This is a genomic window from Calothrix sp. NIES-2098 (assembly GCF_963875125.1).
Lineage (GTDB): Bacteria > Cyanobacteriota > Cyanobacteriia > Cyanobacteriales > Nostocaceae > Aulosira.
The window spans coordinates 1-26,878 of the sequence record NZ_CAWNKJ010000002.1; the positions used below are offsets into that span (position 1 = coordinate 1).

Genomic DNA, 26,878 nt, shown 5'->3' on the forward strand with positions numbered 1-26,878 from the left:
GGGGTATACAACACCCCACTCATCGATGAGTGGGGTGTTGTATACCCCTGAGCCTGCACCCCATGTCTGCAATACACCCCTGAGTCTGCACCCCATGTCTGCAATACACCCCTGAGTCTGCACCCCATGTCTGCAATACACCCCTGACTCTGCACCCCATGTCTGCAATACACCCCTGACTCTGCACCCCATGTCTTTTAACTATACTAAGCATTTTAATATTACGCATTCTTAGTGCTTGCTAGGGACATTAAAGCACCCCTAAGTTACACCCCATAGCTTATATAAACCCCACTTTTGCACCCCATTTCACTATGCCATCGAATTTTACACAACTTTTTAGTACCCCATTTCTTTATACCTTTGATAAGTACACAACTTTTGCAACACCCCCATGTCTGCAATATAATTACCTGTGACAAATTTTTATACACCCCATTTCTGTTGACCAGAATCTTCAGCAATTCTGCACAGCATTAATTACACCCCATTTCTGTTAACTTTTGGCGATCGCTTCCAACAAGGTTATGCCTCATTAGTTTCTTGCGGCATAACCTTCGTGAGCGCGATTTCAATTTCCTTGAGTGCTTGGTCGATCGCCTCTAGACGTTTGCGGTTGTTCCATTCCTCATAAGCATCCTCAACCTTATCATCCATACCCAAGCCTGTTGAACTACCAACCCTACCAATGTGCTGATGACAGGTAAATTCCCGGTCTTTGCCCTTCTTGACTATCCCTTCCAACCTTGGCTTAGGATGACGTTTGAAAATTGGCTTGTCTGCCTGCCACTTAGCATAAACGTAATGTTCGATGTTCCCACTGCCAGGGTAGCGCCGGGTGATTGTGTACTCATGTATCCAAACACCTGGTGGTGACATCGGTGTCTTCAGCAGTTGCTCTCGTTCTTTTTCAAGCTGTTGCAGCTTTTCAATCAATTCTTGAATGTTGGTCATGACGGTCATGACATTAAAGTAGGTTATGCTTTTTTAAAATTTTATGGCATAACCCCCGTTACTGCGAAACCCGACCCTGGATGCTCAAAAGGTTGGCGATCGCTTCAGAACGTTTCACAACATTTTTAAATCACTGCCCTTTGCTAAACTGCCCTTAAAATCGCCTTAAAGCGTTTGAAAAGTTTAACATAGTAAGCTCTGAAATAATCGCCAACACGCGCTACAGACGCTTCTAGATGCCTCTAAATAGCTTTCCGCCTCTATAACGTTTGTGCAACGTTCTAAAACTTTCCTGGACTGTCAGATTTGCTTTGAAGCACTCCGGCGTGTTTTTAAAAGTTACTTGCGGTTTTAATCACCGTTGTGTGTTATTTTAATCACTAAAAATCAGTCACACCTTGTTTACATCTGGTTTAATAAGTGGTAAAAACAGGTGTGACCGCCATAAAGCTTGCTATACAAACGTTTTAGTCGTTTTTAAAGGCAAAAAATGAGAACTTTTTTCGTTTCTAAGTACAAGTACAATTTTATAAATGTATGTGCTAAATATTGCTAAATTTCTTAAGCGTTTTGAAATTCTGTAAACCTGATATAGCTATGTAACCTTGTGTGTTATTTTAATCACCAAAAATCAGTCACACACCTTACACATCTGGTTTAATAAGTTGTGAAAACAGGTGTGACCGCCACAAAGCTTGCTATACAAACGTTTCAGCCGTTTTTAAAGGCAAAAAATGGCAACTTTTTTCGTTTCTAAGTATAAGTACAAAATTATAAATGCGTGTGCTAAATATCGCTAAATTTCCTAAGTATTTGATAGCAGCTTCAGGAGTATCAAAAACTGGTTTTAAGACTTTGTAACATCTGTAATACTACAAGAGGCTGCGGGAACGGGCTGGAAAAAATATAAGCTTTAACTAATATTTTTATGGAACAAAAAGCGCATCAAGAAGAAAATACAAAAGAAATAAATGATCTCTACTGTGCTATAGGCGAATTCGTGATTGAGTTTGAGCAAGTTTGCTTTGCAATTTCTATGAATATTTCAATAACGCTTCTAGCGAATGGGTTGGAAAATGCCAATATTGGTCATATTTTTCTTGCTGGAATGACAGCATCTCCGTTAGGTGAAATATTTTCATCATTAATCCCTGAAGTTAAAAATCTTGATCAGCAAGAAAAAACTATAGTTAAGCAAATTTTTTCGCGGTTTCAAGCTCTTTTTCAAAAACGAAACGATATAATACACGCTACATGGTTTCTTCCTCTAAATGCTAACTCTATGGAGTTTGAAACTGCTAATGGAATAAAATTCCATAAAAGTAAAAAAGGATTTGAAATTAAAAATTTGAAATATACAGTTAAAACTTTTAAAGAATTAACAGCAGAAGCTAAAACACTCCGTGCAATATTTTATAGACTTGGTGTTTGTATATATGATGATTATGATATAAAAGATAATTTTTTTATTGATGCAGATGGAAATGTTTCAGAACAGTTCTAAAATTTTGATTTACAGATAATTTATTACAGATTTCTATGAATAAATGCTGAATATGCTCAATGAAATCGAGTGCTAAAGCTTGCCAGTATTGCTGGGGTGCAACTTTGGCAAGCGTGGCGGTAACAGGGGTGATCGCTGGTATGTGTGGTAAGATGTTACTTCCTGGTTTAATCCAGACCTAAAAACATTCGCATTAAGTCTACAAAGCTAGGCATATCCGGATGTTACTCTTGGCAAGGCATGGCATGGCATGGAATTACTTTTTCAGGAAATTTCATGACCAAATTAGTGACACCTCGACTATTAAAGACATATCTCGCTATCAAGGAATCGCCTAACTGGTTGACGGCTGATAGCATTGCTGAAATATCAGGAAACAAGCCGGACACAGTGAGAAAACACGTTCGCTACCTTTCTAGAGAAAAGGTTTTGGAGGTGTTTGAAATGCGTCCAGCTTATTATTACCAGTTGTCACAGAATATCAGTGATATATGGGTTGTACAACAACTAGAGGTACTTTTGACTACTGTTGGAAGCTAGCCTAGTTTATTTTAATTACCCCACCTCAGCAGTGGGGTTTTGCTGTCATGAAAAGCGATCGCTATGTTGTTCGCGCCAGCAATTCTTCAGTGGTCTGTATAGATTTCAATTGATTAAGCAATTGAATATTGCTTGGCTCGTCTGCAAGTTTGTAAAACCAATGTGGTCGAACGATTTGACACACAACAATTCCTTCCTGCATCAAGATATTTAGCCTGCGTACTACGGTAGCTCGACTGTATCCAGTAGTCTCTTCTAAATCAGCAGAAGTTAGCCAAGAGTTAGCATTTTCTAACTCGCGATGAATTATTACGGTTGCTTGTGAAATAGAGTTCATAACGCACTCACATAAATTTTGATGAGGTGCGTTGCGTTGCGTCGATTGACATAGAGATTATAGCAGGTTATGGGCGATCGCTCCTTTCTGTGGCGCTACTGCAAAGTCAGGGAAATCTACAAGAGAAATGCTAGCAGTGGCTTAAATGCCAAAATTAAGCCCACTCGCGTGATGATTGAGTGGAGTAAAGGTGATGTTGGGTGATGAGGAGAGGGGCGATAGTGGGGCGATGAAGGTCTAGGAAGTCGTTCAAACACCGATATCAAATTTTTTCGCTGTAGCAGATGGAATTATTAATAGTAGTACGTTAGTAAACCGTTTTCAGCAACTTTTGAGGTGATTGGTAGAGGCTCTTAAAGTCAATTGGCTTTATCAACAGCATCCAATTGACCACATAGGAATTATACAGAGGGATGCTTAATCCTTTTGCAAGAACGTTTGTCCAATCAACTACAAAAAGCCCACATTTAGCTAAGTAAGAAGAGTTACCGTATATGACAATAAAAATATTAATTAATAAACAAATGCATTTTATCGGAAATTATATCGTCAACGTTATAGAACCACGTTATGGTCTTTCCACCTCAGCTAAACTTGAGTTGGCTAAACAAAATGATATGCCAGAGTCTGGATTATGGGAATTTGAATGGCAAGAACTATGGCATAAAACAGACTTTGAGTATCAAAATATTATTAAAATTACTTGTGACAATTTACTCCAAGGTCTAATTAGATACGCAGTTTACACAGATGAAGATAGCGATCAGCCTTATTTGTTAGAAATTTTACATTTAGAAGCTATACCAGAAGACGAAAGATTAGTATCACCTTTAGGTAGATGGCTTATTTGGTACGCTGTACAGGTCGCTTTTAGGTACTGTACTCCTAGTGAGACTGGCGAATTAATTTATCTTGACTCAACGGAAGATGCAATATCATATTATCGGGATATAGTAGAAATGGAATCTCTAGGGTGGGTTTCAATCGCACCGGGAGAAGATGGTCATGCTTTTAGATTTACTGTTGCAGGAGCAAAAGACTTCTGTGAAAGACAAACAAGAGACTACGGAAAACCCAAGCTTTGTACAGTCTAAGCAAGTTAGAGTCGGTTATAAAACTGAATTAAGTCATAAGGATCGTCAAAATTGGCTGAAAACTAGAACTTATTCAGCTACCAAGCCCAGTTGCAATAGTGAGATTCACCAAAATTCTCTATAAATTAATTAAATAGAAGAATAAAAGCCTTGATTGCTTCAAATACAAGGCTTTTATTGTGTAATGGTGCAATTAGATTCTTTTAATTGACTACTCAGATTTAGCCTTGCGGTAGCCTTCTCCACTAAGGAACTCTTCATTTACTAGTGACAGAATTTTGTCTGTGTCCTTCCCTTTGTTGGCATAGCTAGCAGGGTTAGAAGGGTCTTTCTTGTTCTCCATCCCATACTTGGTATTGTGGCTAATCACTTCATCCTTATGCTGGTCAATCCAATCACGTACCAGCAAGCCATTACAGCCTGATAAATCTCTGAGTGCTTGGTTAGTAATAGCTAGCCGATCGCCATCCCCAGTTGCAACAGTATCGTTGTAGAGACAGATTGCTTGATATGACCTACGGATTTTTTCTAAAGATGCTCCCGGTGCTTTACTACCCCATACCTCAGCATCAGTCTTGGTTTGCCAGTCAATTTCTTCCTTGGGCGGTGCAACTTTAACAGGTGTGGCAGTAATAGCGGGTATCGCCACACTACCAGCTACTTTACCTACTACCTCAACAACTTTCTTTTCTAGCCAAGCTTCTAACTCTGTAATGTTGAGGGTAACTGTCTTGGGTTCCTGTGTAGTGGTTTCCATTGCGGCGTTCTCCTGTTGTAGTTGGTTATTAGTAGCTTGTAACTGGTTATTAAATTCTTCTAACTGCTTAACTTTTGCTTTTAGCTGTGCGACTTCTTGCTGTGCCTCTTTTAATTGCTGGGCTATTGATTCAGAGTTTTTGTAACGCTCAACCAACTTGGCTGTTACTGCCTTTTGGTTAGGAAGTTCTAAATCTTCTTGTAACTGTTTGACAAATTCCCAATCGGGAAGAGTAGCTTTAATATTGCAATCGCGCTCTTTCTCTGGTGCATCTGGGAACCCTACGGGCTTAGTAACGTAATAATCGGCATAACCCAAGCTGGTGACAATGTGGCTTAATTCTCGGTCTGACAGTTTTTCACCTGGGGTGATGTGTCCGAGAAATGTAGCGTAGAAAAACATTTTTGAGCCAACTGAGCCAGGGCGATCGCGCTCTGTCACTAAACAAGCACAGGCGGCCCGTAATGCCTTACAGTCATTTTGGTCTTGACCATGACGGAAGTTTAAAAGCGGTTCCTTGCTGTCCTTACCACCGTAGTACTCTTGAACTACTCGTCTTAGTGAATTGCCGCGTCTGTCTTCAATGGCTTTATTCTGTGCAGCCACATCACGGGGGAACTCATTAGAAACCTGCTTGAGCAGTTCCTTAATGCTGGCATCCTTCCGTAAGTGGTAAAAACGTTCGATGACGTAGGAAGCAGGAAACAACGTAGAAATTTTGAAAACTGGCTTTTCACCGCGTTTTTTACCTTGTCCCTCAAACATTAGTTGGTAAGATTCCTCTTCAACTGCGGTAAACTTACCTCTGGCTAAAATTTCATGTGGGCGGCGTCCAGTTGAGGCAATCAAACCTACTGCTAACTCATGAGGGTTATCGCTAGCTAACAAGCTGCCAGTAACTTCTAAATACTCTTCTGGGTTAATTTCAATCCCTGTATTGCCATCTTCATCAGCAGTCATCAGGCGATCGCTTACTCGTGTAGTCTCGTTTCTCTCTTCCCAATCTTTCTTATCCAAGCCACATAGTAACAAAGCATAGTGCTTTAACTCGTAACCTGTTACATTGCCCTGTGCATCATGCTTGGATACAGACTCAGCATTTTTACCTTGCTCTAATGGCAATGATTTAAATTTCTTGTAGAAGCCAGCACGACTCAACACAGTGCCTAGGCTGGCTTTACTGTAGTTAGTGCTGGTGTTTAGCCATTCGTTAAAGCTTTCGCAGTACGGTTTGATTTCATCGAGGCTTTTTAGGTCTTTTACCGCTTCAAACAGTTGATTTACTTGCTCTTGAACTGCTTTAGACATCTCACCTGCTCCCCTTATTTCTAAGCTGTTATCACTCTAGCTAACTTGTTAGAAAAAGTCAATAACAGTTATTGAGGAGCTATAACCTGTTAGATTATATTGATAACAGGTTGAACAAACCACAGAAAAAGCGGGCTACTAACCCGCGGCTTAAAAATAAGGATGTCTGTATGTTACTCACAATCGCAAAACCTCAGCAATCTCAACTTAGCAACGACTACTACGACGGACAATTTGATGCGGCGATCGGTCTTTCGCCAAAGACCTATGAAGGTGATTACTTCAAAGGCTACCTCGACAAAGTGAATGAATCTGGTGTAACACCGTTCTAAAAAAAACCAAAGGCTAGGGATAACCCTAGCCCATTTAAAATTTCGTTTTACCAATTCACCCTAAGGGTTATGAAATCCGAATCTTTTGTAATCGCCTTGCTCGTTGCAATTTTGATTTTGGTTAACGCACTCACTATATTAATTGCGCCAATTGTTAGGCACTGCTGGGCAAAGTACCAGCACTACAGGTTTATTCAAAAGCGTAGACGGCAATTCTACCAAGAGTTGAAAATTTTGATGAGCGATAGAGCGATCGCATAACTCACTTGCTTTGGCATTCATTCCCATACAAGACTTCTTTCTTCCCATCTGGGTAATACCTGATACACCAGCCTTCTGTCTTTGCCTGCCAGTACCGAAATGCAGTTGCCACAGCACAACTAGCAATAACCCCTAACACAATTGGCAATGCTATCTTCTTCCATCGGATTTGACTTTTAGCTTCCATTTCTCACCCCTCAGTAATTTTCTTATGGTTCCCAAAGGGGCGATCGCCTGTTAAAGCCAATTATGGACAAATAATTAGATGGATATCTAACACAAATTAGATGGTCATCTAAAAAAATAATAATAGGTCTATGTGAAAAAAATGTATCTAGAAATAGCTTGCGAGTTTCACACCCACATTGCGCCAAATCTCGCCAAAATTTCAAATAGCTATACCTACTCTACACCGTTGGCGAGTTTTGGCGCGGTTTAATGGTTGGCTTTTCTTAGTGCTATTCGTCTTACAGGATGAGTAATACTACACAACCTAAAAGCCGACCCTATCATTTTCAGAGATTGTCAACCTAATAATAACGGAAATTCTTACTTATACATAAAATGTGTTAAATATCATCTATCTAAAGATAGGTACATCTTTAGCTAAAAATTGGCATTAGTTGATGAAGAATTAACTAAGACATAATTTTCAAATAGATTATTGAAACTAAAACCCTGATCAATCAAGTGTTTTACTTAATAATTTCATTCTAATTTCGTATTTTCAATATTTAGTAGACTCACAGTGGATAGTTCAGATATCAGGAAATATATTGAATTTATTGGTGTATTAGCCAAAGTTTTTTTTGCCAACTTCTCATTTTTCAAAAGGTAAAGAATGATTTCTGAAATATCTTTGCTCTTCCCCACTTTTTATAGATTGTTAAATACTTTAGCTATAGCTAATAGCTTCAGGTTACAATCAAAAACAAAGAACGACCTAGAAATAAATAAGTCTGAAAATCAAGGAAAAAAGATAGTTCATAATGCTGATCAAGAAATAATCGACGACCCAGGCTCTGAAGCTATCTTTTTTGGATGGACAGATGATTTTTTTCTTGTAAACTTTGATTATAAACTCATTCCAATAAATAAAAATGATTGAACGTAATTGGCATAATCAAAAACTTATGGATTACTGTCTTTACAATATTCAATCACTACGTTTTCAACTTGGTAATAAGTTGAATTTGAATTAACAACTACTTAAAAAAGGGATGTAGTATTGGCTAGACCAATGCAAGATATATCAATCTTTGGCGGTTGATACAGTGTCCATTTAGATAATCTTCATAATTTTGGCTGACTTGATTGTCACTTTGAATACTTCCCATCCTTTCCAAGCGAGTAAGCAAAAAGTAAAAAAAATTTCTTCGTAATGCTGGAATCGGGTGTAGTGAGTTATTTTCAGAGCCATTACCTCGCAACACTTCCTGGGCGGTCGCACCTGTGTATCAATAATTTGCAGTAATAATATTAACTTATTTATTAAGTTCTTGACAGATTTAAGTATTGTATTTTACTTTTAAGCCTAAGTGTTGAGTCTCATCGACACCACTAAGCCGAACCTTGAAAACCTCATAACTTCGTTGACTGGTGTCGATTGCTTACACAGTAAAGTTTCCAAGCTGTGAAGAGTTAAATTTATTGACAATTTTCAGTATTTGTTGACACTAATAAAACTGGTGTCGAATTGGGTATCTGAAATCTTTGCTCAGTAAGCTTTCTAGAAGTGAACTCTTGCCGATCACATTGCCCCGCAAGGGGATGGAAACTTTGAAGATCAAAACCTTTAGGAAACCGCGTTTTCCTTGCCGATCACATTGCCCCGCAAGGGGATGGAAACCAGAGACTCGTGCTTCACTCCAAACACCTTGAATATTTGCTTGCCGATCACATTGCCCCGCAAGGGGATGGAAACCAGAGACTCGTGCTTCACTCCAAACACCTTGAATATTTGCTTGCCGATCACATTGCCCCGCAAGGGGATGGAAACGCTGGGGACACACCTTGTGCAGCTGCTCCGGCACTTCTTGCCGATCACATTGCCCCGCAAGGGGATGGAAACCAGCTATGCTTTGTCCTATCAAAACAAAAACAAAAACAAAACTTGCCGATCACATTGCCCCGCAAGGGGATGGAAACTTCTTCTATTGTTCCCTTGGCATTAATCACATTAACTTGCCGATCACATCGCCCCGTAAGGGGATGGAAACAGGAGAATCTCAGCCACAAGCTTATCGACCTCCCAAGCTTTCCGACCACATCACCCCGCAAGGGGATGGAAACCCGAAACCGTCTCGCTTGGCTTGGATCATCGCAAGACTTTCCAATCGCATTACCCCGCAAGGGGATGAGAACTCTTAACTAAATATGCCTTAGCGAGCAACTACAGCAAGTCTACAAGCTGTATACAGGATGCACACATTTACCAAACTAAAGCTTAGTACCAGCTTCACAGATTGCGATCGCGTGGAGCGCAGTGCCAGAGGCAATCACAGTTCATCACATTCAGCCGATCGCCTAAGCAATAGGTTTCTTACTATATTTCTCAAATAAATCATTTAGAGCCTCAGCGAGTAAGGCTTGTACAGTTGTATCTTGCTCCAAAACCAGTTGTCTCAATTGTTTTAATACTGCTGGGTCAAAATGTCCGGCGACCGCCCCCTAGTCAAAAGACTAATTTTCTGTAAATGTATAAACACGATTTCCTTTATTTACAGAAATGATTATTTCAGTACAGAACCAAAAAGGGGGCGTGGGCAAGACAACGTTGGCAATTCACATCAGTCATGGGCTGGTGTTGAAAGGTCATAGTGTATTGCTGGTGGATGCAGATCCGCAAGGTTCATCAAGAGATTGGGCAGCGGCACGGGGAGAAAAACCGCCATTTCCAGTAGTAGGATTAGACCGCCCTACCATTCACCGTGATTTACCAGCCCTGGCTAAAGATTATGACGATGTAGTGATAGACGGGCCACCGCGAGTCTCTGATTTAGCGCGAAGTGCAATTATTGCCGCAGATGTGGTTGTGATTCCCATTCAGCCCAGCCCTTATGATATCTGGGCAGCAGATGAAGTTATCAAACTCATCAAAGAAGCTTCTGTATTTAAAGAAAACATTAAAGCCGTATTTGTAATTAATCGTAAAATAGTAAATACGGCAATTGGACGGGATGTAGTTGAAGCACTTGAGCAGTACCCCTTTTCAGTATTGAAGTCAGCTATCAGCCAGCGAGTTGTGTTTGCAGAATCGGCAGCAACAGGTAATACGGTTCTTGAAGTTGACAAGAATGGTTCTGCTGCCAAGGAAGTGAAAGCGCTAGTTAATGAGTTGTTGAAGCTGGGGGTTGAATAGATGTCAGCGAAGAAGGTGAATTTTGGTAAAAAACCTGAAGCACGAGAATCTGTAGATTTAGAGCAATGGGTTAGCGATCGCGAGTCTTTAGTATCCCAACCGGAGCAAGCGCAACCTGAAAAGATGAAGCGTTTAACCTTGGATATCCCTGAATCACTGCACAAAGCAATTAAACGTCAAGCAGTGGATGCAGGGGTAACAATGGCTGATCTGTTGCGAGACTTGCTAGAGCAGCACTATGGAACTAAACAGTAAAAACGTATTTACAGAAATACTGAAGTGAGGAGGGAGGCGATCTCACCTGCGGAATCTGGGGTCTAAGTCAACAAATAAAATTTTCATAGCTTAGTTTGGTATTTTGTCCAATTGTCCAGTTAACTAGTTGACAATTACTTATAAACTCTTTTGTAATTTGAATTAAACCGCTATTAAATAAAATTTTTATAAAACTATGAATAAAAGAAAGAAGCACGTTGATGATGAACACTTCTGCCGAATTTATTTTGATGGTGCTACTCAACTAACTAATCCAGGTGAAGCTGCTTGTGGAGCAGTTCTTGAGAGTCCTGATGGAGAGTCCATTAACATAAGTAAAGCTTTAGGTTGGCAAACTAATAACTATGCTGAATACTCTGGGTTAATAATTGGTTGTGAAAAGGCTTTAGAACTAGGTTATAAGGGTGTTTCTATTAAAGGTGATTCTCAACTAGTTGTTAACCAAATTAATGGCTATTATCAGGTGAGGTCAGAAAGCTTACAACTACTTCACAAGCAAGCACTTAGCCTGCTACATCAATTTGATTTTTATGTCGTTAAATGGATTCCCCGCCATGAAAACGAGCAAGCAGACGCAGTTGCAGGTTCAGCTTTATTACCTATACAGCATCAAACGTTAGTGCTACGTGATAATTTTCCTGCGGAATTGCCTATAGTATCTCCTCGAAAAGGTTTAGAAGAGCAAATCCAGAAGTTGCTTACAAAGGGCGAAAATGCACAGTTGTACGATTACCTCAACATTAAATCAGGACGGGATGAATTTAGCTCAAAGCGTCTAACCGCTTTAGTGAAATTGCTTCCTGAAGAAGTGAAGGAAGCGCTCGCATCTCAACTCAAAGAGGGAGAAGATGAAGAGTTTTTAGGTATTTGTTATCGTTGGTACTTGCGTGGACTTCCCGTACAGTTTGCATTAAGGAAGGCGCGTGTGGATTTGGAAGCACGTAATTCGTTTAATAGTTCACCTGCAAGCATTCCAAGCTCCAGAGAACAACAAACCGAAACCGTTTCTTACTTTTGTCTTAACTGCGGTCGAGAGTGGTCTGAACTTGTTAAACGAGACTCCTTTATAGGAAGAGTTACCTGTTTAGACTGCGATTCTGGTAATGTCATTTGAGCGTTACAATATTGGCTGACATAATAGATAGTTAAGATTTTTCAACAGGGTGTTACCCGTATTTATGATTAGATATTTATAATTCTCTTTTTGCTTTTCTTGATAAATATTTTGTGTAGCATTCGGTGTTTTTCTTGAATTTTACGGGTAATAATCGATTTTTATTTTTCATCACTCTCACAACTTCATCTATTTTTAGCTGGTAAAATTCTTTTGATATACTTATCGGACATTCTTTTATATTGCCAAAATATAGAATAGGTCTTTTCTTATTAGTAAGTAGATATTCGTGTAGATGTCTCTCAAGATATTCTGCGCTTCCACATGAGTCTAATTGAAATATTTTAAAATTTTCATCTACCTGCTTGACTATATGCTGCTTAATATCTGAAATGTTGTACTTTTCTATGTGTTGATTGCTGGGATTTGTGTAAATATCGTTATATGTGATGTTTTGAAATTTTAAATAAGATATTTGTATGAGGTCTAGCCATTGTATAATTCTACGCTCTGGTGCTGTTGACACTCCTATTTTAGTTACAATTTCACTGCTCTCTGTTTCACACTCAATTAAATAGATATAGCTCATGTTACCGCCCTTAGTGAAATACCAGCATTGTCTACCCATCTAAGCTTTATCGCTCGCATCCTATGCCGTCCTTATCTCTATCAAATTTATGTGGATCAGGTTGGTTGACTCTGAATCGACGATACGGAATATCTTTGCAATCTAAATCCGGCGAATTAGGTGAAAGACAGAAGTCAGGATATGAAGGATCGCATTGTTGCTGTTGCTGTGGCTGGGACACTACTGGTTGAGTAGTAGTCCCCTTGCCTTGCCTAAAAATCCAAGGCATAACTGGCTTGGTTTGGTTCCAGAAGCCTAGGTTTTGCTGTTTGGCAGTAGCTTCAGCCTTGAGAAATTGGTCTTTAGTGCTGGCACATCCTTTTAAATACTGCCTGTAAACTACTGCCTGCCCTTCCTGAACCATATTGAGATTAATAGAGCGATCGCCTACATAAACCTCAGCCACAACTCGCTTGTATTTGTCTCGGTCAACTTGCCTGACTTTGATGGACTGACCTGCTGGCAGTAATTGCTTGAGTCGGGCTGCTGACTGCTGCCCCCAAGGTTGTTGTTTTAGTTCGGGAGCATCGATACACGCTAACCGGATAGTTACGGCTTGTCCTTGCTGGTTCCGTGCGCGTAATGTATCGCCATCTCCAACACTAACTACGGTCATAGCAGGTAAGTTGGTTTGAGCCACGGATGGAAGCCCAGAGATAAGCATTGCGGCTATTGCAAGGACGGCAGTCTTATTCATGGTTAAGTGAATAAATGTATTAGCTGGTAATAAAATTAACTTGTTATCGCTTTAACCGTCCGTGATATAGATCAATTAGACGACTAGCACAGTTGCAGGTGAAAGCATTGGCAGAACGCCCGAATACCTTACAATCCCTTTTTTACTGCTATCTGTCGCAGATTTTTTACTATCTGATATTCATGTTGCACTTTGTACTGTTGTAAACCAAGCGCAAGTTGTGCTTTTTGACAATCTTTCATCCTAAATCTACTTGGTCTATAGTCTTAATCTGTCAGCACGCAACAAGACTGGATTTATGGTTCGAGAGCTTGAAAGAAAACGCCAGAGTGCAAAGTTTCCGGAAACTGCCCCCGCAGCTAATCCTGTATTTTTCAGGACTTATAGCCGCCGCAATCCGGCTGGTTTGAAAGAAACTTGGGATGAAGTATGCGATCGCATACTTGTTGGCTTAGTCAAACTGGGGAAACTCAGCCATGAAGAAGCAGCCATCTTAGACAAGATGCAGCATCAGATGAAAGCCTTACCCAGTGGGCGCTGGTTATGGGTTGGTGGCACAGATTGGATAGCCAAGCCGAAAAACTTTTCTGGGGCTTACAATTGCACTTCCACCAACCTGCAAGACTGGAAAGCCTTTGGGTTAATGATGGATTTAGCTATGAGGGGTTGTGGTACTGGAGCCACCATTGAACCAAGATATATTAATCAACTACCCCCAATCCGCAATCTCCTGAATATAAATGTACAGGGTGAAATTAGTGCTACTCCCAAAGAACAGCTTCGGGAGTATACGGAAATTTCTATAAAGGGTAATCAAGTTACTATCCACGTTGGCGATAGCCGCGAAAGTTGGGTGGAATCATATCAAACCCTATTAGAACTTTCTACAGATGAGAGATTTAGTGGAGAACTTCAGGTATTTGTTGATATTAGTGATATTCGCCAAGCCAGAGAAACTGTAATGCTAATAAACAACCAGAGTCAGCCTGAGAGCCTGAGAAACCACCAGGCTGACTCTAAGTTAGACAAACTAGAAGGATGTGAACAAAAGATGAGACAGGAATCGCCATCTAATATCCAATCCCATTCACAGAGTAAACCACTGGAGACACAACGAACAACCGTAGGGGAATCACTGAATACAAAAGTTTTAAAACCCATCAGTAAAAAGAATTCTTGGCTTTGGCAGTTCAGGCAGAAATGCCGATTTTGGCACCCAATAGTTGCTGTTATAGCTACAATAATTGGAATTCTGATCCAGTTATTAATGTAATTAAAAGTACTTGGTAGCAAATTCACTACGAGAGCAAAACTGCTCTCGGTAGCATTTTTTAAGTCTCTAACTAGCATTAGCGGCTTAAAAAATTCCAGAACTGCTTACCTGAAGAGGTTTTGCTTCGATGTCGGGATAATTATATTTCCCGACATCTCCTCCACAAGCATTAACTTTTCTGTCCAACAGTTGACAGTTTTAAGTAGCATCTTTTACCCTTTACCCTAGTGTGTTGCATTCCATCGACACCACTAGCCCGAACCTTGAAAACCGCATAACTTCGTTGACTGGTGTCGATTGCTTACACAGTAAAGTTTCCAAGCTGTGAACAGTTAAATTTATTGACAATTTTCAGTACTTGTTGACACTAATAAAAGTGGTGTCGAATTGGGTATCTGAAATCCTTGCTCAGTAAGATTTCTAAAAGTGAACTCTTTCCGATCACATTGCCCCGCAAGGGGATGGAAACAAGGTGAAGAAGTCGAATCCGAATTCTCCTCGGAAGCTTTCCATAACCACTTCCCCTAACGGGGATGGAAACATATTATTCTGGGGGTTAACCAGCAAGTTATAGTCACTTTCCTAAACAACTACCCCTTACGGGGATGGAAACAAAAAATAATCATAGGGAATGTATCATTTATACTTCTTTCCTAAACAACTACCCCTTACGGGGATGGAAACCAGTAGATCCAGCTTGTTTGCTTGTGGAATAGGTTGACTTTCCTAAACAACTACCCCTAACGGGGATGGAAACCCTATGGTTATAAACATAGCTTCTGGTTTTCCTTTCCGATCACATCGCCCCGAAAGGGGATGGAAACACGCTTCCGCCGAGCGTATCTACACGATCCGCGAGACTTTCCAAACACATTGCCCCGCAAGGGGATTAAATAAACGACAATTCACACTGAAAAAAAACCTACCAACCACTTAAGGCTGATAGGGTTATAGCGTTCTCGCTGATCAAGCTAGCCTTTAGCTTTTAGGTTTTAGTTTCGGCTTTTCAACTACTGCCGCCGAACTTATTCCTGTTTGGTTCTGATTTTTCTCAATAACTTTCGGCTTAATCGTTACGTTGCCAGTATTTTGTCGTTTCCTGGCTAACTTACTCTTAAGCACTTCAGCCTTATCTTTCTTGCCAGCTTTCAAGTACTTTGGCGGTTCATCCTGTGGCATACCTAGCAACGAATCAAAGCCAAACATATCTTTACCTGGAATGAATCGAGCTTTGATTGACACAAACATTGCTTTACCCTGCTGTTCCTTTTCTAGCTTTGGATTGAATCTAAAAGGTTTTACAGGTGTATCTTTCCATATCAAAGGAATATGGCTAGCTTTCATAAAGTTAACCTTTGATGCTAGTTCAGCCTGCTTAATATACTCCAGCCGTTCATCACTAAAATTCTTCATTACAGTTATGCATGGTGTTCTACAAACTGGAATAAACTGCCATAACCCTGATAACTTAAATTCAAATTCATTCAATTCTTTTGAGATTGAATTCTCTACATTTATTGGCTCGAATGCAACCAATTGAAATGCTATTCTGTGTTGCTGTTCCCTGCCTGGATAGTGGGTAACTTTAGGATAAACAATCAATTTCTGTCTACTAATACCTGTAGATTCTATTTCTTTTCTTAACCCATTAAAAGATGCTAATTTGCTCCGTGATGAGCCAAGGGGTAATAGGTTGTATTGGTACTGCCCTATTGTGATATTTGCAATATATTTATTTCTTTCATCATCCTTAATGAAAGTGACATCGCCAGTCACAATGCCAACTGCTTGAAATATCCCTGTGGGTGTTTCCTGTTTGGTTTCTGTTGGCTGTTCTATTTCTGCTTGTTCGGTAGACATTTTGATAAAATCCCTAATGTTCCCAGTTGAAAAGCCATGTATCAATTGTATGGCTGTATCCTTACAATAGCTTTGAACCACTGGTTAGTTTGCAGCTAGCCAGTGGTTATGTCACTTTGATTCAACTTTCTATCGCTCTAATTGGTTCAATCCTGTCAGATTGATGTCTTGTGGATTTATTAAGACATGGTATTGAGCATTTTGGTTATGCCAATCTATATGACTGTGACGGTGAAAACGGGAGCTACGCTTACTTACTGAAAGACCCCAAACTCTTTAGACAACGATTCACTATTAAGGGCAAGCAGCCGATATTCTGGAAACCCCAGGATGCAAGTGAACAACGCATATTTGCTGCTGCATGGCAGCTAATCAATAAAGGCTGATTCTAGGGGCATTCCATCCACAGGATGAATTGTATTGCCTAGTGATTTTAAGCCCCTAGAAGGGCATCCTAAAGGTGGCATGAGATGTACACCTTGAATCATAAATGCGATCGTATTCTTCAAAAAGTGCGATCGCTTTTTCTTAAAAGCCAATGCTGAGAAATACGCCTGCTCAACATTGCCTCTCAAGAACTTTGCTATACAAGGATTATGACAACCCTTGGTAAGAAATTAATTACTATAGTTTCTTACTGGAGTTTACTTCGTTGCATTAATATAACAATATTGATATATTTATAAAGGAAGCTGTGCCTAAAACCCGTGTTGTTTTCTACCAGGAAGAGGAAGGGAAAGTTCCTGTCCTTGAATGGCTGACGCGACTTTTGAAAGAAGACCGCAAAGGTTATGCAAACTGTGTTGCTCGAATCAAACAATTGGCGGCATCAGGATATGAACTCCGTCGCCCTGTAGCAGATTACTTAAGCGACGGAATATATGAGCTTCGAGCAAAGCATATTCATGTGCAATACCGCATCCTGTACTTCTTTCATGGGCAAAATGTGGCGATTCTGGCTCACGCTATCACGAAAGAAGAAGCAGCTGTACCACCAATTGATATTGAACGAGCGAGCGCTCGAAAGCTTTTATTTGAAAAAAACCCAGAAGCTCATACCTATGTAGAGGAGGAAGATAATGGCTTCGACCAATGATGCAATAAAAATAATTGATAAGCTGACTAGCAGAGACCCTGAGCTTGAGGCAATGGTAGCAGAAGCTTCAATTAATGCAGAAGTGGCTCAGTTAATTTATGAAGCTAGAACTTCATCGGGGTTAACACAGAAACAACTGGCTGAACTTATTGGCACAAAACAGCCTGTGATTGCACGGCTGGAAGATGCTGATTACGAGGGACACTCTCTGTCAATGCTCCAAAAAATCGCTCAGGCTCTTAATCAGCGAGTAGTGATTCATTTGACTCCATTGTCACATGAACAAAGCGCATAGTGACATATAGGTGACAATGCTTTCATCAGCCTAATTTTCTGATGTGAGTTTTTCTAACTCATCCAGAAGCTTTAATATGCGTGTTCTATTCTTCTGAACACTCACTCCTTTATTTTTTTGTAGTCGCTTGCTAATCTCAGCTAATCGTTGAGCTAAAACTCTATCTGGTGTTGTTTCTGTTTCAGGTGTCAGTTCTTTTATTTTCGTCTTGATTTCGCTTAGAGATAAATTTTCAGCAATAGCTATTTTGAGTAAATCAGAACGTAGCTGTTCTGATTTTACTCGTGCAATTGCTTGAGCTTTAGTGTACTCAATCTCGCCCTGCCTCAGTACAGAAAGGATATCGTCAGGAAGATTTAGCAAAGGAATTCGACTAGAGCGGAATGTTCCAGCATTGAAACGTCCTATTTGAGACAATACTGTTTCAATCTGTTCAAGTTGAATCAGAACGTTCTGATTCAATTCAATACCTCTTTGTTTTGCGTTGAAAGACTGGTGCAAAATGGACACAACTTCACTCGGTTGTATTTCTAAGGAAAGCGACAAAATCTCTAGCACTGCCTCAGTTTCTTCCACTGGATTAAGGTCTTCCCGTTGTAAGTTCTCCATTAAGGCTACTTGGAGAGCTTGTTTGTCATCCAATTCATGAGAGACAATCGGGATTTCACCTAATCCAACTTCACGCGCAGCCCGTAGCCGTCGTTCACCAGCTACTAGCTCATACTCCCCATCATGCAGTGGACGAACTAGCAATGGTTCCAAAATGCCATGTTCTCTGACTGACTGCACTAATTGGGCTAACTTCTCCGGGTCGAAGTAGCGACGTGGTTGTTTGAGCGGTAATCGAATCTTTTCAATTGGGGCTGTAGTAGATGATGAGTTAGAAGAGCTACTAAGGAAGGCATCAACCGTATTTAGCTTTGGTGCTACTCGATTAGATTTTCTTGGTGGCATTAAACTTCCTCCAGTTTCTGAGCAATGGCTTCCAGGATTTGGACAGATGGGTGTTTAGGATCATAAACCGCCAAGGGCTGTCTTGCCATCGAAGCATCAGCAAAGCTAATTGTTCTAGGAATGGGCGGAAAAATTGGAGCTATAGGACTCAGTTGTTCATTGATGCCATCAAGAATAACTTTACCTTGGCTAGTACGGCTTTCGTGCATCATAGGCACTACACCAGCAATCGCCAGTCCAGGATTAATACGTTCTCTTACTTGGCGAATAGAGTCTAGCAGTAGTTCCACACCTAAAAAAGCTTTAAAGTGGGTTTGAATTGGTATAAGTACATGAGTAGAAGCTACCAAGCTCAGAATACTAAAAATTCCCAATGTGGGAGGGCAGTCAATGAGTACAAAGTCATAACTGTCTTGCACAGTTAATAATGTTTGCTTGAGCCTCCATTCACGAGCTATTACAGAATGAAGTTGTACCTCAATGGCACTCAACAGAATGTTGCTGGGAATCAAGTCTACATCGTGTATATTCTGGTGGAGCGGTAATGGAGCATCTTTTAACAACGAATCAGCAATGGTTTGCTTCAACTCGAACGGTTCTAAACCCATGAAGGCAGTAAGTGATGCTTGAGGATCAATATCCACTAGCAAAACTCGATGTCGCTGTTGAGCCAGCTGATAACCCAAATTCTGCGTCAGGGTGGTTTTACCAGTTCCACCAGCTTGATTAAAAAAAGAAATAATCTTAAGGGACACAGCGTTCACTGATGAAGCAACTAGAGTTAATTTAGCTTAAGCTATTGCTACTGATGATTGTCTGGAATGTCATAATAATTACATACTTACAAAATAAGATTTCTGTTGTGAGTGGTTATCATAGACTAAAATCAGTAATTCTGTAAATTTGTCAGTAATTTATTGATAATAAGTAGTGCTAGTAGGCATCACATCAGGGTTAACCATCTATTAACTATTTACTGGATGCGTAGATTTACCTTCTATGTCATCCTAGAAAACGAGAGTTAATTCGGTGAAAGTGTTTGTTTTTAGGATTCACAGACTTCTCTCCGAAATTTAAATCTCCACACATTTATGATTTTGGAGAAAATCGATGTCAATTTATGTAGGCAACCTCTCTTATGAAGTTACAGAAAATGATCTTAAGGGGGTTTTTGCTGAATATGGTACTGTAAAGCGGGTTCAACTACCTACTGACAGAGAAACAGGCCGTCCGAGAGGCTTCGCTTTTGTGGAAATGGGAACAGATGCTGAGGAAGAAGCAGCTATCGAAGCTCTTGATGGTGCTGATTGGATGGGTCGTGGACTCAAAGTTAACAAAGCCAAGCCCAGAGAAGACAGAGGTTCTTCTGGTGGTAATCGCGGGGGATATGGTGGCGGTGGTGGACGCGGACGCTACTAAGCTTTGAAACCAAGAATTTTACAAGCCAGTCTTTAGGTCAGACAAGGAGTCTGTCTTTTTTGCAATGTTAGCGCCTGCTCGCGCCATTGATTAAGTCAATTTAATAGGAGAGATAATGACCCAAATAGTAGTGGGTGACAATGAACACATTGAGTCAGCCTTACGTCGGTTTAAGCGAGAAGTTTCCAAAGCCGGGATTTTTCAAGATATGAGGAAACATCGTCACTTTGAAACGCCGATTGAAAAATCCAAGCGCAAAAAACTTGCCTTGCACAAACAAAGTAAAAGACGTTTCCGCACTTGATAAATGACATAGATATTAATCAATTCCCTCAGATATTTTATGAGGGTTTTATTTATGGAAATCAACACAAGTAATCAAAAAGTAAGAATGAAATTTTCTGAGCTAGCTGAAAATTAATATAGGCAAGAGTTCTGAGAGCCAATGCTGTTCACTGTTCTTGCCCGGTCGCGGCTTTGCCCTTGGTGTCACCTTTGCTAGATCCAGCCCTTATTGACTGGATGGCTTCTGTTTAATATCGTCACAGAGATGGCGATCGCTCTCATTCACTGTAGAGTTATTCTTCAAATAATCATGTAACCAATCACAGCCACGTACCAGTAAGCTATCTAAATTATTGAGATGATTTAGCTCATCCAAATTCCAAAGAATTATAGCGCCATCAGCACTGCTTAAGGCCAGAGTCTTGCCATCATCTGAGAAAGCCGCGCTTAATAAGCGATCGCTATGCCCAGTTAAAGTTTTGATTAAATTACCATCGTGTGTCCAGAGTTTTACAGTCTTATCATCACTAGCTGTAGCAATTTGATCCCCCTTGGGTGAGAAACTGACGCCATTAACCTGACCGGTGTGCCCTATCAGCTTTTTGTCCCAGCTAAACTTGCCTTTGTCGTCCCGCCGCCAAAGTATCACCGTTTTATCATTACTGCCCGTAGCAATCATTTTGCCATCAGGTGAAAAACTAACGCTCAAAACCCAACTGTTATGCCCTTTGTCTCCTGTAAGAGTTTCATATCTATAAAATTCGCCTTTGTTGTCCTGCTTCCAAAGTATCACCGTGTTGTCATCACTAGCTGAAGCAAGCATCTGACTGTCTGGCGACCAAGCTACAGCCTTTACCCAGTCATGATGCTTGTTGAGAACTTGATACTTTTTGCTATCTGGCTGTAATATTATGACTTTGTTATCCCTGCTACCCAAAGCAATAAACTTACCGTTAGGTGAAAAATTTAAGTCGAATATCTGATCGCTGTTCTGAAAAAGTGTTCTCAGGAATTTACCGCCATGTTTCCAGAGGTTCACTGTATTATCATCATTAGCAGTAACAATTGTCTGACCATTAGGTGAGAAACTAACGTTATTGCCCTCAAAAGTTTTGTTTAAAGTACCATCGAGCTTCGAGAGTTTCACAGTCTTGTCATTGCTGGCTGAAACGATTATTTTCTCACCAAGTAAGAAATGTACTTTATTAACCTGATCGCTATGAGCATTTAGAGTACTTACCACGCCACTACCAATCTGAATTTTCATCTTGCTGTCAGCCCCAGCAGTAGGAATTTTAGCGTTGCGTGAGCAAATCATACTACCAACTTGCCAAAGTTTCATCGTACTGTCAGCACTGGCAGAAACTAGGGTCTTACAGTCAGGTGAGAATCTGACACTATAAACTCCATTGGTATGTCCTGATAAAGTTGTCAGTAAGGTACCGTCAGGCTTCCAAAGCTTTATAGTTTTGTCATCACTAGCTGTAGCAATCATCTTACCGTCCGGAGAGAAAGCCACACTATTGATGCCATCTTTATGTGCTTTAAAATCTTTTAATAAAGTGCCATCTCGATTCCAGAGTTTTATTTTGTGGTCGCTACCAGCCGCAGCAGCAATTGTCTGGCTATCGGTTGACCAAGCAACATCCCAAACAAAGTCTTCATAGCCTTTTATAGTATGAAGAAGATTACCATTATATGTCCAGAGTTTTAAAGTACTGTCACGACCACCAGTGGCTATCATCTTACCGTCTGGTGAGAAAGCGAGACTGTTGACTCCATATTCATGGGCTTTTAGGGTTTTTAAGGGAGTGCCGTCTTGTTTCCAGAGTTTGAGTGTGCCGTCCCGACTTCCTGTGGCAATTGTCTGCCCATCAGGTGAAAAATCGATACTATAAACTCCCTTATCGTCATCAACTCCCTTACTATGTGTATTGATTTCTTTTAGGAAGGTGCCATCCCGTCGCCAAAATCTGATGATGCCTTTGAAATCGCCTGAGACAATTATCCGATCATCAGGTGAAAAACTCACACCCAAGACTTTATCTTTATGTCCTTCAAGAGTTTTGTACAGGCTCCCATCTAGATTCCAGAGTTTTATAGTATGGTCATAACTAGTTGAAGCAATCAACTTACCATCGTGTGAGAAAGTCACACCCCAGATCAAAGCCTGGTGTCCCTCCAAGCGATCGCGTTCTACTATCCAATAAAATGACTGTTGTAGCGCCGCTACAACTTGGGTGCGAAGTTGACTATCGCTTTGTGCAGAAGGCAATTTTTTCAGTAATATTCCAGCATGGATACCTTCAAAGAAAGCATCAAATGTTTGCTGTGAGGTAAAAAGTGCTTCTGAAGTTTTACTAATGGCTATTATTCGGTTTTTTTCTGATTGTTTTCTTTGATACTCTGCTTGGAACGCAAATATTACTGATACGATTGCCAAAAAGGTCATCATAGCACTTCCAGCGATCGCCCAGTTTCGTTGTCGTTTCGCGTTATTACGTTGTCGTTCGAGAACATGATTGAGTTCTGCTTCAACCTGTTGTCGTATTTCCTTTTCTTTTTTCCGTTCTTCTAATTCTCTTACTTGTTGTGACTGTCGGATAAAAGATACTAGATAGTCATGAACTAGTTGATATAAGTCAGCAGGGTCTTCAGGAATTTTTAACACCAGTCCAGAACCAACTAAAATTTCTAAGACTAGATTTAGTTGTTCTTTTTCTGGGACAATATCTGCTGTTTTTAAATCTTCCGCTAAATTGTCAGCAGTTTTGAAGGGACGAGTGCCTTTGTCATCTGTTAGTAAATATAAAACTACTCTGGCACAGAGTTCGTTTTCCGAACCACAGTCTTTAATAACTTCTTCTAAAAATCGCTCGACCAGTTTTTCTTTTGTTCCCAACTGAAGATATTGATCTAAAGTGGTAATTTTATCTGTTTGGAGTTGCGCTCCGACGATTTGTAACTCAATAGGGCGTACCTCGCCAAGTTCGTCTGCTAAATCTTCTACCAATTTATCAATCAACGCAGGCTCTAAGTGAAAGTGGGTTTGCTCGATCAGACTTTGCACAACAGCTTTAGCATCTACTGACGAGAAATTTCCCAAGTAATAGCGAACATTTTTATCTAAAATATTGTTATTAATGGTTGTAAAATTTAACAGGCGATCGCATTCCAATAAATAATGCAAATAATCTTCCCGCAAACAGAGAATAACCTTCACAAAAGGAATGTCCAAGACCAAGCGCAGAAACTTATAAAATGGCTGTCTTTTACTTTGATCTGTGTAAACAAAGAAGAATTCTTCAAACTGATCAAAAATTAAAACTGTTAACAAATTACGCTCGGTATTGTTCTGCAAAGTTTCACAGATAAATTCTATAGAGTTACTAGATGTATCATTGTCTACCAAACACTTTGCTAATATCCCCATCCAATCTGTATAAACTCGTATGACAATGGGTAATACATCACGAGCATCTATTGATTTCAGTTGCAGTGCTGGTACTAATCCCCCGTTTAAGATTGAACTTTTACCTACTCCTGACTGACCATGAAATACAGTCAATTTATGGTCATTACGGCTCATTCTATTCATCAGACGATTTACATCTTGTTGCCGACCAGAAACAGCAATTTCTTGAGCAACTTTTACAAGCTTTTCTGCTTGGAATAATGCTGGGTTAATTACCTCATGCTGAGGAATTAAATAAGCTGCTCCAATGAAAGCACGAAAACCATATTGATGTTCAATTTGAATTTTCTCTTGTTTAATATGAAAAGCTGCAAGATATTGACCCTGTTGGTAATAAATGTTGTGCAACCTTTCCAAAATCCGAATGTAAAGCTCTGGATCGTATTGAGGTTTAGTTTCTCTTCTTGCAGCTTTTAGAGTAGCTAAAGCATCTTGCACCTTATTAAGCTGCTGTAGCGCTCTGGCTAGTGCAAATAAATACCAACCTTGATGATAATAACGCACCAATTCTAAATTAGCGTTGGGTTGGGTGGATTGGTTAATAGCTACAATAGAAAGCGCTTTTTCAGCAGCTTGTTTAGCTTTATTCCAAGCAGAATCAGCAAGTGCTACTTCAGCGAGAAATCCATAAGCTCTTGCTTCTCGGAACCAATCTGGATAAATTTGATATAGACTTAAAGCTTTTTGAGCAACTTTTTCTAATTCATCCCACTGCTGAAGCGTTTGCAGTACTTCTCCCAAAGTGTTAATAAACTTTGCTACCAAGTCGGGACGATTTGCTCGCTCAAATAGTTCTAGACATTTATGATAATAATCTTTAGCGTGTAAGCAAGCAGCTTCCTGTTCTGCTAAATGCTGGATAGCGTAGGTACGCCACCATAACCCCAAATTGTGCAGTACACATCCTTCCTGCTCTAAGTTAAAACTCTGTCGCGCAAGTGCTAGACTGCGTTCATAATGCTGGCGCGACTGTTCCATCGAAACCGCATCTCGACCCAGGACAAATTCTAAACTGGCTTCTAGTTCTGCATCTAACTCCACACCCCGTTTTTGGAGTTCAGCTTGTGCTAACTCAAGTTCCACACGTTGCGGCGAACCGATTTCCAGGTTGAGTGCAGAATTATCGAGAAATTTCCCAGCACCCGCATCTAAAACTTTGGCAAAAACTTCTTCAGATGTTTGCTTGATGAATTGAACTAAATCAGGAGTTGCGATCGCAAAATGAATTATTGTTGCCCAATTCTCAAAATCTGTTGCTAATCTGATCAGCTTTTGCAGTACTTGGTCATTAATCAATAGCAGCACAGGGAACGGAAAATTTTTTCTAAACTCCTCCCGTACTCGGTTAGCTGAAGTTAGAATTGTATCAATATCTTTAACAGATTCCAAACCAAAAACTATTAACGCTGATGGCTGTTCATCTCCCAGTTTTTCATATATAGACGTGTAAAGAGTTTTTACTGACACAGGTAAGGTGATTTCACGAATTTTAACAGGAGATAGTTGATGTAGGCGTTGTACTATATCCTGACGGAAAGCTGCATAATTACAGCGTAGCAAAATCAACGAAAATTCTCCCTGAGAAAGGGTAATTGCTCGCACCAGAGTTTGCAATGAAAGCTCATTTTCAGCAGCTAAATTTTCTAGTTCGTGCTGATTACTCATAACCAGAATTCCTTAGCTTCTGCCAAAATTGGATTAATATCAAACCAAGAACCATCTTCGTCGCGGTATTCAAATACAAACATACTGCGAAGCAAAAGTTCGTATCTTTCATGACCTCTCAAGCTTTTCTGCTGCGCAACTTCACGCAGTACTTCCCATTCATCAGCAGTAATTGCTAAAGTTAGCTCATTGCAGCGTTGTTTAATCACCCTATTTACGCACTCTCGCGACAGGGGTGGGTCTTCTTGCTGAAGACAACGAAATAATAACATCAACAGATTTCGCAAATGACCGCCGCTAACTAAGCACAGTCTTTCTAAAGTATCAGGACTATCAAAAACTTCGGTAATCAAATGCTGACTTTGTTCCCAACTCACACCAGGAAAAGCCCTGGACATAATCATTTGTTTTAGTAGTGTCATTCCCTGTGGAAATTCCGAACCATTTAGCTTTACAGGAACCATCGGTAAAACTTTAGGGTCTACTCCAAAGCGATTTGTTAACCTACCTAAAGCATTGGAAAAAATCAACACTAGGGGAATGGTATAAACTACGTGACAATTTAGCTGTTTTAACTGTTCACCACGTTCCACAAAGAGATATTCTGGTTGGTAATAACCAGATGACTTAAAAGAATTATCAACTCGGTCGAGATTATCGACAATTACCACCAGTCCTTTTTTACCTTGCTGCGCCAGTTTTTCTCTAGCAGGCTTGAGTAATTCTTTGTTAATTGATTCTAAAATACCATTGGTGCGCGGTTCTAAATATTGTCGCAGTTGGACGCGAAGTTTGGGACTATCTTTAGTTTTAGCAGTAATTTTGGCAATACCTACAGATAACTCTCCCCCAAGTTCTATCGGCATTTGTAAAAATTCAGCAAGTTCAGTAAACAGAGTTTGAAAGTATCCAGGCTTGAGATTAATTTTTATTGCTTCCAAACTTTGACTTACTTCACGAGCAACTGCCAATAATATATCTGTAACATCAACATCAGCCATATCCAGGCTTTGGCTGGACTCAAAATAAACCACATGAAATCCCTGGTGTTCTAACTCTGCTTTTAGTCGCAGTAACTCAGTGGATTTGCCACAACCTATATGTCCTGTAAATAATTGACAAGTAGCTTGTTCCGGTGCAAGGCGGGTGATAGTTCGCCCTAATTCCTCAATAATCTTGGCACCACGCACTTTGGAGAAATCAATATAATACTGTTTATCCTCTGGTTTACTTATAACCAGAGTCTTGCTGGGGTTGCACGCTTGAAAAAAACTGAGTAAATCTAGTTTCATCACAAATCACCCGAAATCAGCTTGACACTCTTGCCCATCTCAGTGATTATACAGACGATAAAGCTACCATTTCGGAACAAACTTCTTTAGATTGACTAATT

Annotated in this window: 26 protein-coding genes, 2 pseudogenes and 1 CRISPR repeat array; of the genes and pseudogenes, 15 read left to right on the forward strand and 13 right to left on the reverse strand. The window is 40.2% G+C overall.

Features of this window, described 5'->3' with window-relative positions:
* Positions 1 to 525 precede the first annotated feature (525 nt).
* A complete protein-coding gene (locus AACU33_RS36345) occupies positions 526 to 954 on the reverse strand; it encodes a hypothetical protein (protein ID WP_339376538.1) in 429 nt (142 codons plus the stop codon).
* Positions 955 to 1,882: 928 nt separating this feature from the next.
* Between AACU33_RS36345 and AACU33_RS36350 the strand changes: the two genes are divergently transcribed.
* The 3 genes from AACU33_RS36350 (at position 1,883) to AACU33_RS36360 (ending at position 2,998) form a co-directional block, all read left to right on the forward strand.
* Positions 1,883 to 2,458 (forward strand): hypothetical protein, encoded by a 576-nt coding sequence (locus tag AACU33_RS36350; RefSeq protein WP_096595518.1) that lies wholly within the window; start codon positions 1,883 to 1,885, stop codon positions 2,456 to 2,458.
* Between the two features lie 59 nt (positions 2,459 to 2,517).
* On the forward strand, positions 2,518 to 2,640 hold the full coding sequence (locus AACU33_RS36355; RefSeq protein WP_339376539.1) for a hypothetical protein: 123 nt from the start codon (positions 2,518 to 2,520) through the stop codon (positions 2,638 to 2,640).
* Positions 2,641 to 2,734: 94 nt separating this feature from the next.
* Positions 2,735 to 2,998 carry a hypothetical protein gene (locus AACU33_RS36360; RefSeq protein WP_096595519.1) on the forward strand — a complete coding sequence of 88 codons (264 nt, stop codon included), beginning with the start codon at positions 2,735 to 2,737 and terminating at the stop codon, positions 2,996 to 2,998.
* A 61-nt stretch (positions 2,999 to 3,059) separates the two neighbouring features.
* On the opposite strand, the gene AACU33_RS36365 is transcribed toward AACU33_RS36360, so the two are convergent.
* On the reverse strand, positions 3,060 to 3,335 hold the full coding sequence (locus tag AACU33_RS36365; protein ID WP_096595520.1) for a hypothetical protein: 276 nt from the start codon (positions 3,333 to 3,335) through the stop codon (positions 3,060 to 3,062).
* A gap of 69 nt (positions 3,336 to 3,404) precedes the next feature.
* On the opposite strand from AACU33_RS36365, the gene AACU33_RS36370 reads away from it, so the two are divergent.
* On the forward strand, positions 3,405 to 3,539 hold the full coding sequence (locus AACU33_RS36370; protein ID WP_339376540.1) for a hypothetical protein: 135 nt from the start codon (positions 3,405 to 3,407) through the stop codon (positions 3,537 to 3,539).
* A 290-nt stretch (positions 3,540 to 3,829) separates the two neighbouring features.
* Complete coding sequence (locus AACU33_RS36375) at positions 3,830 to 4,429, forward strand: hypothetical protein (protein ID WP_096595521.1); 600 nt, start codon at positions 3,830 to 3,832, stop codon at positions 4,427 to 4,429.
* Positions 4,430 to 4,640: 211 nt separating this feature from the next.
* Here AACU33_RS36375 and AACU33_RS36380 read toward each other — a convergent pair whose 3' ends face one another.
* On the reverse strand, positions 4,641 to 6,494 hold the full coding sequence (locus AACU33_RS36380; RefSeq protein WP_096595522.1) for a protelomerase family protein: 1,854 nt from the start codon (positions 6,492 to 6,494) through the stop codon (positions 4,641 to 4,643).
* 170 nt (positions 6,495 to 6,664) lie between these two features.
* Here AACU33_RS36380 and AACU33_RS36385 point away from each other — a divergent pair, with 170 nt between their 5' ends.
* A complete protein-coding gene (locus AACU33_RS36385) occupies positions 6,665 to 6,826 on the forward strand; it encodes a hypothetical protein (protein WP_339376541.1) in 162 nt (53 codons plus the stop codon).
* Positions 6,827 to 6,964: 138 nt separating this feature from the next.
* On the opposite strand, the gene AACU33_RS36390 is transcribed toward AACU33_RS36385, so the two are convergent.
* The gene (locus tag AACU33_RS36390; RefSeq protein WP_339376542.1) at positions 6,965 to 7,204 is read right to left on the reverse strand and encodes a hypothetical protein; all 240 of its coding nucleotides are present in this window, start codon (positions 7,202 to 7,204) and stop codon (positions 6,965 to 6,967) included.
* A gap of 724 nt (positions 7,205 to 7,928) precedes the next feature.
* Between AACU33_RS36390 and AACU33_RS36395 the strand changes: the two genes are divergently transcribed.
* A complete protein-coding gene (locus AACU33_RS36395; protein ID WP_096595526.1) occupies positions 7,929 to 8,195 on the forward strand; it encodes a hypothetical protein in 267 nt (88 codons plus the stop codon).
* Between the two features lie 634 nt (positions 8,196 to 8,829).
* A CRISPR array of direct repeats spans positions 8,830 to 9,451; the repeat unit is 36 nt; unit sequence CTTGCCGATCACATTGCCCCGCAAGGGGATGGAAAC.
* 162 nt (positions 9,452 to 9,613) lie between these two features.
* On the opposite strand, the pseudogene AACU33_RS37715 reads toward AACU33_RS36395, so the two are convergent.
* Positions 9,614 to 9,742 (reverse strand): annotated as a pseudogene (locus tag AACU33_RS37715) (ribbon-helix-helix domain-containing protein); the annotation flags it as partial.
* A 73-nt stretch (positions 9,743 to 9,815) separates the two neighbouring features.
* Here AACU33_RS37715 and parA point away from each other — a divergent pair.
* The 3 genes from parA (at position 9,816) to AACU33_RS36410 (ending at position 11,838) form a co-directional block, all read left to right on the forward strand.
* On the forward strand, positions 9,816 to 10,448 hold the full coding sequence (gene parA, locus AACU33_RS36400) for a ParA family partition ATPase (RefSeq protein WP_096595527.1): 633 nt from the start codon (positions 9,816 to 9,818) through the stop codon (positions 10,446 to 10,448).
* Entirely contained in the window at positions 10,449 to 10,703 is a 255-nt protein-coding gene (locus AACU33_RS36405; RefSeq protein WP_096595528.1) for a hypothetical protein, read from the forward strand. It begins immediately after the preceding gene.
* A gap of 196 nt (positions 10,704 to 10,899) precedes the next feature.
* Positions 10,900 to 11,838 carry a ribonuclease HI family protein gene (locus tag AACU33_RS36410; protein WP_096595529.1) on the forward strand — a complete coding sequence of 313 codons (939 nt, stop codon included), beginning with the start codon at positions 10,900 to 10,902 and terminating at the stop codon, positions 11,836 to 11,838.
* A gap of 76 nt (positions 11,839 to 11,914) precedes the next feature.
* On the opposite strand, the gene AACU33_RS36415 is transcribed toward AACU33_RS36410, so the two are convergent.
* Together AACU33_RS36415 and AACU33_RS36420 are read right to left on the reverse strand one after the other, a co-directional pair.
* On the reverse strand, positions 11,915 to 12,427 hold the full coding sequence (locus tag AACU33_RS36415) for a GIY-YIG nuclease family protein (protein ID WP_339376543.1): 513 nt from the start codon (positions 12,425 to 12,427) through the stop codon (positions 11,915 to 11,917).
* Positions 12,428 to 12,473: 46 nt separating this feature from the next.
* On the reverse strand, positions 12,474 to 13,163 hold the full coding sequence (locus AACU33_RS36420) for a thermonuclease family protein (RefSeq protein WP_096595531.1): 690 nt from the start codon (positions 13,161 to 13,163) through the stop codon (positions 12,474 to 12,476).
* Positions 13,164 to 13,461: 298 nt separating this feature from the next.
* Here AACU33_RS36420 and AACU33_RS36425 point away from each other — a divergent pair.
* Positions 13,462 to 14,160: pseudogene (locus tag AACU33_RS36425) on the forward strand (ribonucleoside-triphosphate reductase, adenosylcobalamin-dependent); the annotation flags it as partial.
* Positions 14,161 to 15,414: 1,254 nt separating this feature from the next.
* Here AACU33_RS36425 and AACU33_RS36430 read toward each other — a convergent pair.
* Together AACU33_RS36430 and AACU33_RS36435 are read right to left on the reverse strand one after the other, a co-directional pair.
* Complete coding sequence (locus AACU33_RS36430) at positions 15,415 to 16,296, reverse strand: hypothetical protein (RefSeq protein WP_339376544.1); 882 nt, start codon at positions 16,294 to 16,296, stop codon at positions 15,415 to 15,417.
* Between the two features lie 368 nt (positions 16,297 to 16,664).
* Positions 16,665 to 16,871 (reverse strand): hypothetical protein, encoded by a 207-nt coding sequence (locus AACU33_RS36435; RefSeq protein ID WP_339376545.1) that lies wholly within the window; start codon positions 16,869 to 16,871, stop codon positions 16,665 to 16,667.
* A gap of 119 nt (positions 16,872 to 16,990) precedes the next feature.
* On the opposite strand from AACU33_RS36435, the gene AACU33_RS36440 reads away from it, so the two are divergent.
* Both AACU33_RS36440 and AACU33_RS36445 read left to right on the forward strand, forming a co-directional pair.
* Positions 16,991 to 17,392 (forward strand): type II toxin-antitoxin system RelE/ParE family toxin, encoded by a 402-nt coding sequence (locus tag AACU33_RS36440; protein ID WP_096595534.1) that lies wholly within the window; start codon positions 16,991 to 16,993, stop codon positions 17,390 to 17,392.
* Positions 17,376 to 17,687, forward strand: coding sequence for a helix-turn-helix domain-containing protein (locus AACU33_RS36445; RefSeq protein ID WP_096595535.1), 312 nt, complete (start codon positions 17,376 to 17,378; stop codon positions 17,685 to 17,687). The genes AACU33_RS36440 and AACU33_RS36445 overlap by 17 nt, the downstream gene beginning before the upstream one ends.
* Positions 17,688 to 17,717: 30 nt before the next feature.
* On the opposite strand, the gene AACU33_RS36450 is transcribed toward AACU33_RS36445, so the two are convergent.
* Both AACU33_RS36450 and AACU33_RS36455 read right to left on the reverse strand, forming a co-directional pair.
* Positions 17,718 to 18,641 carry a ParB/RepB/Spo0J family partition protein gene (locus tag AACU33_RS36450; RefSeq protein WP_096595536.1) on the reverse strand — a complete coding sequence of 308 codons (924 nt, stop codon included), beginning with the start codon at positions 18,639 to 18,641 and terminating at the stop codon, positions 17,718 to 17,720.
* Entirely contained in the window at positions 18,641 to 19,396 is a 756-nt protein-coding gene (locus AACU33_RS36455; RefSeq protein WP_339376546.1) for a ParA family protein, read from the reverse strand. Before AACU33_RS36455 ends, AACU33_RS36450 begins: the two co-directional genes overlap by 1 nt.
* A gap of 355 nt (positions 19,397 to 19,751) precedes the next feature.
* On the opposite strand from AACU33_RS36455, the gene AACU33_RS36460 reads away from it, so the two are divergent.
* Both AACU33_RS36460 and rpsU read left to right on the forward strand, forming a co-directional pair.
* Complete coding sequence (locus AACU33_RS36460) at positions 19,752 to 20,060, forward strand: RNA recognition motif domain-containing protein (RefSeq protein WP_096595538.1); 309 nt, start codon at positions 19,752 to 19,754, stop codon at positions 20,058 to 20,060.
* 115 nt (positions 20,061 to 20,175) lie between these two features.
* Positions 20,176 to 20,364: a 30S ribosomal protein S21 gene (rpsU, locus tag AACU33_RS36465; RefSeq protein ID WP_096595539.1), complete on the forward strand. Its 189-nt coding sequence runs from the start codon at positions 20,176 to 20,178 to the stop codon at positions 20,362 to 20,364.
* A 207-nt stretch (positions 20,365 to 20,571) separates the two neighbouring features.
* Here rpsU and AACU33_RS36470 read toward each other — a convergent pair whose 3' ends face one another.
* The gene (locus tag AACU33_RS36470; protein WP_096595540.1) at positions 20,572 to 25,485 is read right to left on the reverse strand and encodes an nSTAND1 domain-containing NTPase; all 4,914 of its coding nucleotides are present in this window, start codon (positions 25,483 to 25,485) and stop codon (positions 20,572 to 20,574) included.
* A complete protein-coding gene (locus AACU33_RS36475) occupies positions 25,482 to 26,777 on the reverse strand; it encodes a P-loop NTPase fold protein (RefSeq protein WP_096595541.1) in 1,296 nt (431 codons plus the stop codon). Before AACU33_RS36475 ends, AACU33_RS36470 begins: the two co-directional genes overlap by 4 nt.
* Between the last annotated feature and the right edge of the window lie 101 nt (positions 26,778 to 26,878).

Coding starts and splice junctions, on each gene's coding strand:
- AACU33_RS36415 (WP_339376543.1), bottom strand. CDS start 12,427: ATGAGCTATATCTATTTAATTGAGTGTGAAACAGAGAGCAGTGAAATT.
- parA (WP_096595527.1), top strand. CDS start 9,816: ATGATTATTTCAGTACAGAACCAAAAAGGGGGCGTGGGCAAGACAACG.
- AACU33_RS36460 (WP_096595538.1), top strand. CDS start 19,752: ATGTCAATTTATGTAGGCAACCTCTCTTATGAAGTTACAGAAAATGAT.
- AACU33_RS36445 (WP_096595535.1), top strand. CDS start 17,376: ATGGCTTCGACCAATGATGCAATAAAAATAATTGATAAGCTGACTAGC.
- AACU33_RS36385 (WP_339376541.1), top strand. CDS start 6,665: ATGTTACTCACAATCGCAAAACCTCAGCAATCTCAACTTAGCAACGAC.
- AACU33_RS36470 (WP_096595540.1), bottom strand. CDS start 25,485: ATGAGTAATCAGCACGAACTAGAAAATTTAGCTGCTGAAAATGAGCTT.
- AACU33_RS36395 (WP_096595526.1), top strand. CDS start 7,929: ATGATTTCTGAAATATCTTTGCTCTTCCCCACTTTTTATAGATTGTTA.
- AACU33_RS36375 (WP_096595521.1), top strand. CDS start 3,830: ATGACAATAAAAATATTAATTAATAAACAAATGCATTTTATCGGAAAT.
- rpsU (WP_096595539.1), top strand. CDS start 20,176: ATGACCCAAATAGTAGTGGGTGACAATGAACACATTGAGTCAGCCTTA.
- AACU33_RS36350 (WP_096595518.1), top strand. CDS start 1,883: ATGGAACAAAAAGCGCATCAAGAAGAAAATACAAAAGAAATAAATGAT.
- AACU33_RS36345 (WP_339376538.1), bottom strand. CDS start 954: ATGACCAACATTCAAGAATTGATTGAAAAGCTGCAACAGCTTGAAAAA.
- AACU33_RS36360 (WP_096595519.1), top strand. CDS start 2,735: ATGACCAAATTAGTGACACCTCGACTATTAAAGACATATCTCGCTATC.
- AACU33_RS36370 (WP_339376540.1), top strand. CDS start 3,405: ATGGGCGATCGCTCCTTTCTGTGGCGCTACTGCAAAGTCAGGGAAATC.
- AACU33_RS36475 (WP_096595541.1), bottom strand. CDS start 26,777: ATGAAACTAGATTTACTCAGTTTTTTTCAAGCGTGCAACCCCAGCAAG.
- AACU33_RS36380 (WP_096595522.1), bottom strand. CDS start 6,494: ATGTCTAAAGCAGTTCAAGAGCAAGTAAATCAACTGTTTGAAGCGGTA.
- AACU33_RS36450 (WP_096595536.1), bottom strand. CDS start 18,641: ATGCCACCAAGAAAATCTAATCGAGTAGCACCAAAGCTAAATACGGTT.
- AACU33_RS36420 (WP_096595531.1), bottom strand. CDS start 13,163: ATGAATAAGACTGCCGTCCTTGCAATAGCCGCAATGCTTATCTCTGGG.
- AACU33_RS36410 (WP_096595529.1), top strand. CDS start 10,900: ATGAATAAAAGAAAGAAGCACGTTGATGATGAACACTTCTGCCGAATT.
- AACU33_RS36430 (WP_339376544.1), bottom strand. CDS start 16,296: ATGTCTACCGAACAAGCAGAAATAGAACAGCCAACAGAAACCAAACAG.
- AACU33_RS36365 (WP_096595520.1), bottom strand. CDS start 3,335: ATGAACTCTATTTCACAAGCAACCGTAATAATTCATCGCGAGTTAGAA.
- AACU33_RS36355 (WP_339376539.1), top strand. CDS start 2,518: ATGAAATCGAGTGCTAAAGCTTGCCAGTATTGCTGGGGTGCAACTTTG.
- AACU33_RS36405 (WP_096595528.1), top strand. CDS start 10,449: ATGTCAGCGAAGAAGGTGAATTTTGGTAAAAAACCTGAAGCACGAGAA.